This is a genomic window from Exilibacterium tricleocarpae (assembly GCF_007004655.1).
GTDB lineage: Bacteria > Pseudomonadota > Gammaproteobacteria > Pseudomonadales > Cellvibrionaceae > Exilibacterium > Exilibacterium tricleocarpae.
Map to the genome: position 1 here is coordinate 197,232 of NZ_ML660092.1, position 13,232 is coordinate 210,463.

At 60.1% G+C, this 13,232-nt stretch carries 14 protein-coding genes; 9 read left to right on the top strand and 5 right to left on the bottom strand.

The features are described from left to right. Position 1: 1 nt before the first annotated feature. The 3 genes from kdsC to FKG94_RS10970 form a co-directional block, all read right to left on the bottom strand. Positions 2-562: a 3-deoxy-manno-octulosonate-8-phosphatase KdsC gene (gene kdsC, locus FKG94_RS10960; protein ID WP_142904276.1), complete on the bottom strand. Its 561-nt coding sequence runs from the start codon at positions 560-562 to the stop codon at positions 2-4. Positions 563-681: 119 nt separating this feature from the next. Beyond that, entirely contained in the window at positions 682-1,653 is a 972-nt protein-coding gene (locus tag FKG94_RS10965) for a KpsF/GutQ family sugar-phosphate isomerase (protein WP_142904277.1), read from the bottom strand. A gap of 118 nt (positions 1,654-1,771) precedes the next feature. Beyond that, a complete protein-coding gene (locus FKG94_RS10970) occupies positions 1,772-2,758 on the bottom strand; it encodes a calcium/sodium antiporter (RefSeq protein WP_142904278.1) in 987 nt (328 codons plus the stop codon). 468 nt (positions 2,759-3,226) lie between these two features. On the opposite strand from FKG94_RS10970, the gene FKG94_RS10975 reads away from it, so the two are divergent. The 5 genes from FKG94_RS10975 to hisD all read left to right on the top strand — a co-directional run bounded on the left by FKG94_RS10975 (position 3,227) and on the right by hisD (position 7,731). Further along, positions 3,227-4,006 carry an MlaC/ttg2D family ABC transporter substrate-binding protein gene (locus tag FKG94_RS10975; RefSeq protein WP_179957595.1) on the top strand — a complete coding sequence of 260 codons (780 nt, stop codon included), beginning with the start codon at positions 3,227-3,229 and terminating at the stop codon, positions 4,004-4,006. Positions 4,007-4,102: 96 nt separating this feature from the next. After that, entirely contained in the window at positions 4,103-4,351 is a 249-nt protein-coding gene (locus tag FKG94_RS10980) for a BolA family protein (RefSeq protein WP_142904280.1), read from the top strand. Positions 4,352-4,386: 35 nt separating this feature from the next. Further along, complete coding sequence (murA, locus tag FKG94_RS10985; RefSeq protein ID WP_142904281.1) at positions 4,387-5,649, top strand: UDP-N-acetylglucosamine 1-carboxyvinyltransferase; 1,263 nt, start codon at positions 4,387-4,389, stop codon at positions 5,647-5,649. Between the two features lie 34 nt (positions 5,650-5,683). Next, positions 5,684-6,376 carry an ATP phosphoribosyltransferase gene (gene hisG / locus FKG94_RS10990; RefSeq protein ID WP_142904282.1) on the top strand — a complete coding sequence of 231 codons (693 nt, stop codon included), beginning with the start codon at positions 5,684-5,686 and terminating at the stop codon, positions 6,374-6,376. A gap of 44 nt (positions 6,377-6,420) precedes the next feature. Further along, positions 6,421-7,731, top strand: a complete 1,311-nt coding sequence (hisD, locus tag FKG94_RS10995) for a histidinol dehydrogenase (RefSeq protein ID WP_142904283.1) — start codon at positions 6,421-6,423, stop codon at positions 7,729-7,731. 1 nt (position 7,732) lies between these two features. Here the strand turns inward: hisD and FKG94_RS11000 are convergent, their stop codons facing one another. Together FKG94_RS11000 and FKG94_RS11005 are read right to left on the bottom strand one after the other, a co-directional pair. Further along, the gene (locus FKG94_RS11000; RefSeq protein WP_218943501.1) at positions 7,733-8,929 is read right to left on the bottom strand and encodes a trypsin-like peptidase domain-containing protein; all 1,197 of its coding nucleotides are present in this window, start codon (positions 8,927-8,929) and stop codon (positions 7,733-7,735) included. Positions 8,930-9,427: 498 nt separating this feature from the next. Then, positions 9,428-9,901, bottom strand: a complete 474-nt coding sequence (locus tag FKG94_RS11005; protein WP_179957596.1) for a Z-ring associated ZapG family protein — start codon at positions 9,899-9,901, stop codon at positions 9,428-9,430. A 69-nt stretch (positions 9,902-9,970) separates the two neighbouring features. Here FKG94_RS11005 and FKG94_RS11010 point away from each other — a divergent pair, with 69 nt between their 5' ends. From FKG94_RS11010 to rpsI, 4 genes are all read left to right on the top strand, one after another. Further along, complete coding sequence (locus FKG94_RS11010) at positions 9,971-10,723, top strand: alpha/beta hydrolase (protein ID WP_246125081.1); 753 nt, start codon at positions 9,971-9,973, stop codon at positions 10,721-10,723. Positions 10,724-10,796: 73 nt separating this feature from the next. Beyond that, positions 10,797-11,912, top strand: coding sequence for a cell division protein ZapE (zapE, locus tag FKG94_RS11015; RefSeq protein WP_142904285.1), 1,116 nt, complete (start codon positions 10,797-10,799; stop codon positions 11,910-11,912). A 220-nt stretch (positions 11,913-12,132) separates the two neighbouring features. Beyond that, on the top strand, positions 12,133-12,561 hold the full coding sequence (rplM, locus tag FKG94_RS11020) for a 50S ribosomal protein L13 (RefSeq protein WP_142904286.1): 429 nt from the start codon (positions 12,133-12,135) through the stop codon (positions 12,559-12,561). Positions 12,562-12,574: 13 nt separating this feature from the next. Then, a complete protein-coding gene (rpsI, locus tag FKG94_RS11025; RefSeq protein ID WP_142904287.1) occupies positions 12,575-12,967 on the top strand; it encodes a 30S ribosomal protein S9 in 393 nt (130 codons plus the stop codon). Positions 12,968-13,232 lie beyond the last annotated feature (265 nt).

Below are 13,232 nucleotides of genomic sequence, written 5' to 3' on the forward strand. Positions count from 1 at the left end.
GTCAGAGATACTCCGCCAGCGCCTGCTCGAAGGTGTTCTGGGCTTGCATAATCATATCGCAGGCCTCGCGCACGGCACCCTCGCCGCCACTGTTTTCGCTTTGCCAGGCGGCGTGCCGGCGCACCACCGGGTGGGCGTTGGCGACGGTCAGCCCGAGGCCGACCCGGCGTATCACCGCCAGATCAGGGTAGTCGTCACCCATAAAGGCGATCTGTTCCAGGGTAATGGCCGTATCGTCGATTAATTCGTGCAGGGCTGCCAGCTTGTCCTCGCGCCCCTGCACCAGTAGTTCGATCCCGAGGTTGGCGGCCCGCCTGGCCACCAGCTCACTCTTGCGCCCGGTGATAATCCCTACTTTGACGCCGGTTTTCTGCAGCATTTTAATGCCGTGTCCGTCGAGAATATTGAACGCCTTGAGTTCGGTGCCGTCGTTGCCGAAGTAGAGTTTGCCGTCGGTCATGACGCCGTCCACATCCAGCAGCAACAGGCGAATGTTGCGCGCGCGCTCGGCAATTGTCGCAGCAGTGGGGGTAGTCGGTGTCGATTTCTCGTGCCCAGTCATGTATCCATTTCCTTACATCGTTACCCTAAACTTATGCCCGCAGTGCGGGGACCGGGAACATACCCGCAGCATCCCCAAACCTGCATAACAACTGCCGTCACGGCACTTGCTGGCGCCGATCAGACGACGCCGGCTCGCAGGATATCGTGCAAATGCACCACCCCGACCGGATGGTGGCGGTCGTCCTCGACGATCAGGGCGGTAATTTTTTTCTCGTCCATCAGGCCCAAAGCCTCCGCCGCCAGCATATGCCTGGGCACCGTCTTGGGGTTGGGCGTCATGATGTCCGCCATCTGCGCCTTGCCGATATCGACGCCGGCGTCCACACAGCGGCGCAGGTCGCCGTCGGTAAACACGCCGATCAATTCATCGTCGGCATTGACGACACTGGTCATACCGAGGCTCTTGGCGGTCATTTCCAGCAGCGCCTGGGACAGCGGTGTGGACGGTTGAACCCGCGGAACCTCGCCGCCGACATGCATAATATCCTCCACCTTGAGCAGCAGTTTGCGTCCCAGGGCGCCGCCGGGGTGGGAAAACGCAAAGTCCTCCGCGGTAAAGCCGCGCGCCTCCAACAGCGCCACCGCCAGCGCATCGCCCATTACCAGAGTGGCGGTGGTGCTGGATGTGGGCGCCAGCCCCAGGGGGCAGGCTTCGGTGGTGATGGAGATGTCCAGGTTGACATCGGCCGTCTGCGCCAGCGGCGAGTCGGCAACACCGGTCATGCTGATCACGGGGATACCCATGCGCTTGAACAGCGGCAGCAGTGTCAATATCTCGGCCGATGTCCCCGAGTTTGAAATGGCGATCACCACGTCGTTTTTGGTAATCATGCCCAGGTCGCCGTGGCTGGCCTCTCCCGGATGCACAAAAAACGCCGGGGTGCCGGTGCTGGCAAGGGTGGCGGCGATCTTTTTGGCGATATGGCCCGATTTACCCATCCCGGTAACAATGGTGCGTCCTTTGCACTGCATGATCAGTTCGCAGGCGCGGCAAAAGGCCGCATCGATACGCGGCAGCAACGCGGTCACAGCGTCGCGCTCAATCTCGACGGTGCGCCGGCCGGAGCGGATGAAAGGGGAATCCTGCATAAATGTTCGGTAAACCTGTTTCGCTAAGTGGGTGATAGAGAAGACTCGGGTCGAACCAGGCCGGATTATAGCGTCATTTTTTTTTGGCTGCTCGCCAATGCCGGCAGCGGCACTGCCGTTATGGATTGAACAGCACGATGTAATAGCTGATATAGCCGATCAGCAAAGCGGCGCCGACCGAGCGCCCGAGGCGGGCCCGGCCGAGCTGCGAGCGCCCCGCCAACCACAGGGCGCCGGCGATGGCGAGTGCCAGCAGCAACGTGATCAGGGCCATGGCGGCGAAGTCGCGAAAGAATACCGCCGCTTCCATGGCGGCCGGCGCGATAATGCCGGGCATGGCCATCACCGCCAGCAGATTGAAAATATTGGAGCCGATAATATTGCCCAGGGCAATATCGTGGTGGCCTTTCAGCGCACTGATGGCCGAGGCGGCCAGCTCCGGCAGACTGGTGCCCACCGCCACCACCGTGAGGCCGATGACGAGGGTGCTTACCCCAAAACTGAGGGCCAGGGTTTCGGCGCCCCAGACCAGCACATTGGAACTGATGATAAGGAGGACCAGACCCGCCGCAAACCAGAGCACCGCGGCGACGTTGGTCATCTCCGGTATATCCTCGCTTTCTTCCATCTGTTCGGTGTCGGACAGGCCCCGTTGTTTGACTTTGACCAGGTAATACATCAGCGGGAACAGAACCGCCAGCAGCACAATCCCCTCCCAGCGGCCCAGTTTGGCGTCGTAGAGCATAATACCGGCAATCAGCGTAACGACCAGCAGGATCGGCATTTCCTGGGTCAGCAGATGCCGCTGAATGGGCAGTGGCGCAATCAGCGCCGTCACCGCCAGCACCAGGCCGATGTTGGCGATATTGGAACCGATGGCGTTGCCGATGGCCATATCGCCCGCCGCTTCCAGCGCGGCGCTGATGGCGACGGCTATCTCGGGCGCCGAGGTGCCGAGGGAGACGATCGTCAGGCCGATGGTGAGCTTGGCGACACCGAAGTTGTGGGCAAAGGCCGCACTGCCGGCGACAAACCGGTCGGCGCTCCAGACCAACCCGACAAAACCGGCTAAAACGGCGCCTCCGGCCAACCAGACTTCCGACATTATTGTTGTGCTCCCAGGGTGGGCCAAAAGGCGTAAAAGTTGGTTTCTCGCATTTTGGCGATATCTTGCATTTAGCTCGAGGGAGGCAAATGGTATAGTGGCGCGGTTATAAAGTCAGTATTTTTAGTAACCTTTGCAGGGTTTGCCGGATCAATAAAGCGCAGTGCCCAGCGGATCGGGTACCTGCCGGCTGCCTTCCGGGTACCTGTAGAAGGATGCTGAAGAGAACCTGAAGGCGTTTAGACGGAGTTTTAAGAACGGCCGCGAGCAGTTTGCGGAGAGATTCAAAAGTGACTTAAATGGTTACGTAAGCAGGGATTGGGAACCGATTGTAGTCAGATTGGGGCAGTCGGGGTCCGGTTGCCGGCAGATTGCACGCAGGGTTTGAGATGAGTTTCACAGCCCTGAATGAAACTCTGCACCCACTCGGGCGTTCTAACGGCAAAGTAGTGGCAAATGGAGCTACCAATGAATTGGACGATCAGTTGGATTATGAGAATTGTAAAGTTTTGTTACGCACCGCTGGCACTGGCGTTTTATCTGGCCGCGACCGCGGCGGTGGCACAGACCGGCACGGCGCCTCCGGCGCCGGCGACGCTACCGGCACCGCAACTGGCCACCGGCAGCGAGACGCCGGAGGAGATCGAGATTATCCCCAGCGCGCACGCTGTGGTGCAGCAGGTCACCGATCAAATGCTTGAGGTGATCTCGCGAAACCGTGAAACCATGAGCGACAATCCGCAAAAGTTTTACACTGAAGTGCAGGCGGTGCTGGACCCGGTGGTGGACTTTCGTTTCATCGCCCGCAGTGTTATGGGTTCGTTTGGCCGCAGCGCCACCGCCGAGCAGCGCCAGCGTTTTACCGACACCTTCAAGAATGGTCTGGTCATGACCTATGCCCGGGGGATGGCCGCGTTCGATGATCAGGACATAACGGTGGTACCCCCCGGCGCCGGCACCAGCAACCACTGCACCGTGGGTGTGGAGCAGGAGGTGCGCGGGCCGGACGGCCTCAACAAAGTCTCCTATACCATGCGGCGGGAAAAACTGCGCAGGACCGACAAGCATTGCGTCGGCGAGTGGAAGCTGATCAATGTGACGATCAACGGGGTCAACCTGGGCAAGACATTCCGCAGTCAGTTCGCCCAGGCGATGCAGCAGGAGCTGAAGAAAAAGAACGGTGACAAGAACACTCAGGTAGCGCTTCTGCTGGATACCGTGATCGACAACTGGTCGGCGACAAATTAGTGCGTTTCGCGCACTTATTCTTTAAAATACGCGGCCTTTCCGACTAACCCTGCGGGGGATGTTCCCCGCAGCCGGCACAGGCAGAGGGCGACGTATATGCAAGCCGAAGAAATCAAGACACTTTTGCAACAACAGATAGACAGCGCCGAGGTGCAGGTGGAGGTCGACGGCAGCCATGTCAATCTGGTGGTTGTCAGCCCGGCGTTTGAAGGGCTGAACCCGGTGAAAAAGCAGCAACTCATCTACGGCGTTCTGTCTGCCCAGATAGCCGATGGCACCATCCACGCGGTCAACATGAAAACCTACACACCGGCCCAATGGCAGCAATTGACCGTCAATTCCTGACGGTTTTCTCTTGTAACTGGTCGTGAGCGGATGCCATGGATAAATTGATAATCAAAGGCGGTTCCCGTTTAGACGGTGAAATCCGTATCTCCGGTGCTAAAAACTCCGGCTTGCCGGTGCTGGCGGCCACACTGCTGGCTGACGGTCCCATGCACATCTGTAACCTGCCGCACTTGAACGACATCACCACTATGCTGGCACTGCTGCGTTGTATGGGCGTCGGAGTCACCATCGATGAGCGCATGTGTGTAGAGGTGGACCCGGGGAGTATCAACGACTTTACCGCGCCCTATGAACTGGTGAAAACCATGCGCGCCTCGATCCTGGTGCTGGGGCCGATGTTGGCGCGGTTTGGTACGGCCAATGTCTCTTTCCCCGGCGGCTGCGCTATCGGCAGCCGCCCGGTGGATATTCACCTGCGCGGACTCGAGGCGATGGGGGCGGTGATTGAGGTCGATCAGGGCTATATCCGCGCCACCAGCAGCGGCCGCCTCAAAGGCGCGCATATTTTTATGGATACGGTGACGGTAGGCGGCACCGAAAACCTGTTGATGGCGGCGGCCCTGGCCGACGGCAAAACGGTGCTCGAAAACGCCGCGCGGGAACCCGAAGTGGTGGACCTGGCCAACTGCCTGGTGGCCATGGGTGCGGAGATCGAGGGTATCGGTTCAGACTCGCTGGTAATCTACGGCAAAGAGCGGCTCCAGGGGTGTACCTACAGTGTGATGCCCGACCGCATCGAGACCGGCACTTACCTGACCGCGGCGGCGGCGGTGGGCGGGCGGGTCAAGCTCAAGGATACCCGCGAAAGCCTGCTTGAGGCAGTGTTGCTGAAGCTCGATGAGGCCGGCGCCAACCTGAGTACCGGCGCTGACTGGATCGAGCTGGATATGAAGGGCAACCGCCCCCGGGCCGTCAATCTGAAAACCGCGCCTTACCCCGCGTTTCCGACCGATATGCAGGCTCAGTTCACCGCTATGAATGCGGTATCCGAGGGCACCGGCACCGTAATTGAAACCATCTTTGAAAACCGCCTGATCCAGATTCACGAGCTCAATCGCATGGGGGCCAATATCGCCCTCGAGGGCAACACCGCTATTGTGAAGGGGGTGGAGCGGCTCAAGGGTGCGCCGGTTATGGCGACCGATTTGCGGGCCTCGGCCAGCCTGGTTATCGCCGGGTTGATGGCAGAGGGTGAAACGGTGGTGGACCGCATTTATCATATCGATCGCGGCTATGAGTGTATCGAGGAAAAACTGCAACTATTAGGTGCCAATATCCGGCGTGTCCCCAATTGACGGCAGTATTGATTGCCGCCGCCGGTGCAAAGCTATGTCACAGACCAACGCTCAAAATTCGACCCAAAGCCAGCTCCGGCCCCAAACCGAGACCGGGAAGCGGCCGCAAACGCTGACCATCGCCCTGACCAAGGGGCGGATTCTCAAGGAGACCCTGCCGCTGCTGGCGGCGGCGGATGTGCGGCCGCTCGAAGATATTACCCGGAGCCGCAAGTTGCAATTCGAGACCAATCGGGACAATGTGCGCCTGCTGGTGCTGCGGGGGATCGATGTGCCCACCTATGTCCAGTACGGTGCCGCCGACCTGGGTATTGCCGGCAAGGACACCCTGATGGAATATGGCGGCGACGGTCTCTACGAACCCATCGACCTGAAGATCGCCAAGTGTCGGCTGATGACTGCCGCGATCAAAGGCGCGCCGGCCAAAACCGGGCGTATCAAGGTGGCCACCAAGTACGTCAACGTGGCCAAGCATTACTATGCGTCGCGGGGCAGACAGGTTGATGTGATCAAGCTTTACGGGGCCATGGAACTGGCGCCGATCATGGCGCTGGCCGATGAGATCGTCGATATTGTCGATACCGGTAACACTCTCAGGGCCAACGGCCTGGAGCCGCGCGAGCATATTGCCGATATCAGCTCGAGGGTGATCGTCAACAAGGCGTCCATGAAGATGAAGTATCGACCCATCGGCACACTGCTCGACGCCGTTGCCGCGTCGGTGTAATCTCGCGACCCATCCCGTTTCCCGCTACCGGCAGGCATTCGACTATGGAAAATCAAACCGCGATCCGCCGCCTTGATGCGCGCACGCCCGACTTCGGGCAACAACTGAGCGATCTGCTGGCCTGGGAGGCCGGCGCCGATCACCGGGTGGTGGAGGTGGTGGACGAGATTATCGCCGCGGTCAGGGCGCGCGGTGATGCGGCGCTGGTGGAGTACAGCAACCGCTTCGATCAGGCGGGCGCCGACCATATCGACCAGTTGCTGCTCGATGGCGACCGGCTGCAGCAGGCCCTGGCGGCCATTGCGCCGGCGCAGCGCCAGGCGCTGGAAACCGCCGCCGAGCGGGTGCGCAGCTATCATGAACACCAGCGCCAGGAGTCCTGGCAGTACCGGGAGGCCGACGGTACGCTGCTGGGCCAGCAGATTACCCCCATGGAGCGGGTGGGCCTCTATGTGCCGGGGGGCAAAGCGTCCTATCCGTCCTCCGTGTTGATGAACGCTATACCGGCCAAGGTGGCCGGTGTGGATGAGGTGGTGATGGTCAGCCCCGCTCCGGGCGGTGTGATAAACGACCTGGTGCTGGCGGCGGCGGCGCTGGCCGGGGTCGACAAGCTGCTGACTATCGGTGGCGCCCAGGCTGTCGCCGCGCTGGCATACGGTACCGAGACCCTTGCCAAAGTCGACAAGATCGTCGGGCCGGGCAATATTTATGTCGCCACGGCCAAGCGCGCAGTGTTCGGACAGGTGGATATCGACATGTTTGCCGGGCCCTCGGAGATACTGGTGGTGTGTGACGGCGGCACTGACCCCGATTGGGTGGCTATGGACCTCTTCTCCCAGGCGGAGCACGACGAGGATGCCCAGGCCATTCTGGTCTCGCCCGATGCCGGTTTCCTCGACCGGGTCGAAGCGAGTATCGAGCGCCTGTTGCCGACGCTGGAACGCCGGGCGATCGCTGAGGTGTCGCTGCGACGGCGTGGTGCGCTGATCCTGGTGGAGGATCTGGACCAGGCGCTGGCAGTCGCCAACCGCGTCGCCCCCGAACATATCGAGCTGTCGGTCGCCGACCCCGAAGCGCTGTTGCCGGGGGTTCGCCACGCCGGCGCTATCTTTATGGGACGTTATACGTCCGAGTCGCTGGGGGACTATTGTGCCGGCCCCAACCATGTGTTGCCGACCTCGGGCACCGCGCGCTTCTCCTCACCCCTGGGGGTCTACGATTTCCAGAAGCGCAGCTCCATCATCATGTGCTCGGCGGCGGGTGCTTCTGAACTGGGCAAGGTCGCCTCGGTGCTGGCGCGGGGGGAGTCACTGGAAGCTCACGCGCGGGCAGCGGAATACCGGATAAAGAAATAGCCTATCCAGCTACCGGTCGCACCGGTATTTGCCGCACCGGCTTGGTGCCGATCACCGCCTCGATGGTTTGGGTGACGCCGTTGCGCAGCACCTCGATATCCACGGAAGCGCCGGGGCGGGACTGGGTGATTTGCAACATACCCTGGCGGCCGTCACCCACCGGCATCTCATTGATGTGGGTAATCACGTCGCCGGGCAGCAGGCCGGCCAGATGCGCCGGGCCATTGTTGAAGATGGCGGTAATGATAATGCCCTCGGTGTACGTCAGATTGAACGACCGCGCTAACCGCGGTGTCAGTTGCCGTGTTTCGATGCCGAGCCAGCCGCGCACAACGTGGCCGAACTCGATAATGTCGTCCAACACTTTCATGGCAGTGCCGGCGGGGATGGCAAAGCCGATACCCACTGAGTTGGCCCCTCGCTGGCTGTGCACGGCGGTGTTGATACCGAGCAGGTTGCCGTAGGCGTCGATCAGGGCACCGCCGGAGTTGCCCGGGTTGATGGCGGCATCGGTTTGAATAAAATTGGACTCCAGGGTGTCCAGATTTAAATTGGCGCCGTCGCGCCCGGTGGCACTGATAATACCCTGGGTGACGGTCTGCCCGACGCCGAATGGATTGCCGATGGCGAGCACCACATCCCCCACTCGGGCGGCGGCGGGGTTGCCGAAGTTAATCGTGGTGAGGTCCGCTAAATCTATTTTCAGTACTGCCAGGTCACTGTCGGTATCGGTGCCCACCAGGCTGGCTTGGGCCTCGCGACCGTCGCGTAACAGCACGGTAATATCCTCGGCACCGCTGATCACATGGTTGTTGGTAAGCAGGTAGCCGTTGGCGCTGACAATCACCCCGGACCCGAGCGCCGCCTGCATGCGGGTCTGTTGTGGAATATCGGACTGGTTGAAGAAAAGTCGAAACAGCGGGTCGTCAGACAGCGGATGGCGGCTGCGTTTCAGCTCTTTGTAGGTGAGGATGCTGACGACTGCCGGGGAGGCCCGTTGTACCGCATCGGCGTAGGAAACCGGCCCCTCCCACTGGCTGCCCAGAGGCGACAGGCCATTGAGGGAGAACGACTGCGCACCCGTGGTGGCGGTCGATGCCCCCCGCAACTGCGGAAACAGCAGCAGCGCCAGCAGGGCGAGTAAAGCCCCCGTGGCCGCCGGCCAGCCCGCATAGTGTAGTAGTCGCGTCAAAGACAAAGTACGCTCCAAATGGCAGTCCGATAGGACGCTGTCCTAAGAGACTCCGTTTCACCCCATAAAAGTTGTTGTGGTCGGCTTTTAATCGTTAAACCGCTTTGTGTCAGCGGGTATCGCCGCCGGTTGCCGCCTAACTTATGCCGATTGACGTAAACTTGCCGTATTTAGCTTTTAACTAGCTTTCGCTGTTAACTAATCCAACAATTTCAATTGTTTTAACTACTTCAACGTTGTCTTACGTCAACTGTCTTTCAAATCAACTTGCTTTCACTTCAACTTTCTTTCACTTCAACTTTCAGTTTTGTACCTAAGCCAGTTTCGTACCTAAGCCAGTTTTGTACCTAAGCCGCCAACTTTTGACCGGCAGCCGGGCGCTGGTCATGCGCCTGCCCGGATTGGCGGAGCCAAATCGATAGTTCAGGGATTATACGGTCAATTTTGTCGCGCGACTAACCCAATAGTGCAAAGTAATGCAAGCGATACCAGAACAGGTTCAGATCAGTCCCGGTTGACAGTGGCGGCGGCCAGCTCCTCGCGGTCCTCCTCCAGTCCGTAGTCTTCGCTGAGTGCGCCTTTGGAGCCCGGTTCCTTCGGCGCCCAGTCGCGCGGCGGCTCGAAGTTGTCTTTATCGATGACGGTGCTGTTGTCGCTGGGCAGCTTGCCCTTGCCCGCTTCGAGAATCTGGCGGCTGACATCCGGATTGGAGAGCTTCAGGGCGCTGCTGGCCAGGTATTCGTGGACCTCGCGATAACTCTGCGTGAGACTGTTGACCAATTGCGAGGTCTGGGCGAAATGTTCGGTCACTTCCTGCTGATACCCACTCAGCCGTTGCTCGGCCTGTTGCAGGCGTTGTTCCAGATCGCGGTTCTGTTTCTCCCGCGGGTTCAGCGAACGCGACAAGAGTGCGCCGACCACGCAACCCACCGACAAACCAATCAGGCCGGCCAATACCAGAGAGCCCAAAGAAAACACAGCCTACTCCTTGCGATAGCATGTGAATTTATATACATGGCTTAGTATAAACTTATTTGTGATAAGGCAATGAAAAATATTTGCGGCCGCCAGCGGCCCAATCCTGAAATAAGAGAGGATGTGGACGAGAATATGGAAGGTGATATGAACACGACGCTCGACGCTTTTGCCGTTACGCCCAAAGCGGTCGATATCAGCGGCCCCTGCGGCCTGATCGAGGCCCGCTACACCGGCGCCAAAGCCGGCGCACCGCTGAGCAAGGCGGCGCTGATGGCGGTGGTTTGTCATCCCCACCCGCTGCATGGCGGCACCATGACCAACAAGGTAGTCACTACCCTGAGTCGCGCTTACCGCGATCTGGGGGTGCCCGTTGCGACCTTTAACTTCAGGGGCGTGGGCCGCAGTGCCGGTACTTTTGACGAGGCTGTAGGTGAAGTCGACGATCTGCTGGCAGTAGCGACCTGGATGCGCGAGCGGTTTGCGCAGCGGCGGCTGCTGTTGGCCGGGTTTTCCTTCGGTTCCTCGATCGCCGCCCAGGCCTGTTACCGGGTAGCTGCCCCGGCCCACCTGACGCTGGTGGCACCGGCCATCGATCGCTACCCCTATGACCGCGAGGGCCGCTTTCCGGTGCCGGTCTGTGTCATTCAGGGCGGTCGCGACGAACTGGTGGACGCCGCCGGGGTCCATGCCTGGTCAGCGGGGTTGGCCGGTACGGTGGACTTGCTGCGCTTTGATGAGGCCAGCCATTTTTTCCATGGGGCGCTGGTGACGATGAAAGCGGAACTGGCGCGGGTGCTGCTCGAGCGCCTCGGCGGCAGCTGAGCGGCGCTTGCGGATTGACCCCGGCGTCGCTACAGTGTGCGGCGTTTTTTGCCTGGCGGCCGGAGCCGATGCTATGAATGCCACACCGCTGCAACGCTATCAGCGCGATCTCGAGCGCGAGGGGTTTTGCCACGATGCCGCCCAGGCCAGCGCTGTGCAGCACCTGCAACAGCTTTACGATGAGCTGGTGATCGAGCACCGGCGCCGGGCGTCGCGGCCGCGCTGGCTCGACCGCCTGCGCCGGTTGGTCGGCGGGCGCACCGAGCCGGTGCGGGGCCTGTATTTCTGGGGCGGTGTCGGGCGTGGCAAGACCTATCTGATGGACAATTTCTACGACAGCCTGCCCTTCCCGCAGAAAATGCGCGTGCATTTTCACCGCTTTATGCGCCGCGTCCACCGCGAATTGTGCGGCCTTGAGGGGGAAAAGAACCCGCTGCAGCAGGTTGCCGAGCGCCTGGCCGGGGAGGCCTGGGTGCTTTGCTTCGACGAGTTTTTTGTCGCCGATATCACCGATGCCATGATCCTCGCCAATATGCTCGAAGCGCTGTTTCAGCGCGGTGTCTGCCTGGTGGCGACGTCCAATATCGAGCCGGACGGGCTCTATCGGGACGGGCTGCAGCGCGTGCGCTTTGTGCCCGCCATCGAACTGCTCAAGCGCCACACCCGGGTAGTCAATATCGACGGCGGCATCGACTACCGCCTGCGGGCGCTGGAGCAGGCCGAGCTGTATCACTCGCCGCTCGACGCCGCCGCCGATGCCAGTCTGCTGGCGAGTTTCGAGAGCCTGGTGCCGGACCGGCAGGAGATTCGCGCCAATGTGGCGCTGGAGGTGGAAAACCGCGAACTCTGCGCTCGTTTTGAGGCGGAGGATGTGGTCTGGTTCGATTTCAAGGTGTTGTGTGACGGGCCTCGATCGCAAAACGACTATATCGCCCTGGCCCGGGAGTATCACGCGGTACTGGTGGCCAATGTGCCGCAGATGGACCGCAAAGCCGAGGATCAGGCGCGGCGGTTCGTCAATATGGTGGATGAGTTCTATGACCGTAACGTCAAACTGGTCCTTTCCGCCGCCGTGCCGCTGGAGCAGCTCTATGTGGGCAAAAAGCTGACTTTCGAATTTGCCAGGACCACTAGCCGCTTGCTGGAGATGCAGAGTCGGGAATATCTGGGGCGCGAGCATAGGGCGTAAGGAAGAGTCCTCAACGGGGTTGGGTAGCGGAGTCCTCAACGGGGTTGGGTAGCGGAGTCCTCAGCGGGGTTGGGCAGCAGACCCGCAACAGCGGCCGGATTAAGGCGCAGCAAGCTTGATATTCCACTCCAAGACCGGTAGAATCCGCGCCTCTTTTTTGTGGGATGTACCTCCAGTTGGAACGTACCTCCATAAAGCGTAAAGCACAGGCAAATACAACATGAAGACTATGAGTGCCAAACCCGCATCAGTCCAGCGCGACTGGTACGTTATCGATGCCGCCGGCAAGACGCTGGGCCGGATGGCCACAGAAATCGCCGTGCGCCTGCGCGGCAAGCACAAGCCCGAGTACACGCCCCACGTAGATACCGGTGATTACATTGTGGTTATCAACGCCGAAAAGGTGCGGGTAACCGGCAACAAGGCAAGCGACAAAATCTATCACCGCCACACAGGCTATCCCGGTGGGTTGAAATCCATAAGCTTTGAGAAATTGATCGAGAAAGCACCCGAACGCACCATCCAAAGTGCGGTGAAAGGTATGTTGCCGAAAGGGCCGCTGGGTCGCGCGATGTTCAAAAAGCTGAAAGTGTACGCTGGCGGCGAGCACCCGCACACTGCCCAGCAACCGCAAGAACTGAATCTGTAATCGGGAGCTGAAAATGGCAGTTACTCAATACTACGGTACCGGTCGCCGCAAGACCTTTACCGCCCGCGTCTTTGTCGCCCAGGGTAGCGGCGACATCATTGTCAACGACCGCCCGCTGGACGAGTACTTCGGCCGCGAAGTGGCGCGCATGATTGTGCGCCAGCCGCTTGAAGTCGTTGATATGACTGATAAATTCGATATCAAAGTGACCGTCAAGGGCGGCGGCAGTTTCGGCCAGGCCGGGGCTATCCGCCACGGTTTGACCCGTGCGCTGATTCAGTATGACGAATCCTTGCGCCAGTCCCTGCGCGGCGCCGGCTATGTGACCCGCGATGCCCGTGAGGTGGAGCGCAAGAAGGTCGGTTTGCGCAAAGCCCGCAAAAAGCCGCAGTTCTCCAAGCGTTAACTTGCTGTCGGGTGGGCACGGCGCAGTTGTGCTTGCCGCCGCCGGCACGGCCGGTGGTTCACCAGTGTTTGTACAAAAAACGCCCAGGCTGGACTCAGCCCGGGCGTTTTTGTGTGTTGGGGCAATCCGTGAATTGCGCCCGGTTAGGATGGGCGTCCTTGTAAGCCGGGGGCAATTTCTTTAACATGTGCGCGTTTTTTGCTTACGAAAAATAACATTAATCCTTTTTTAATTCAGGTAGTTACTGTTGGTTGGCGCGATATTC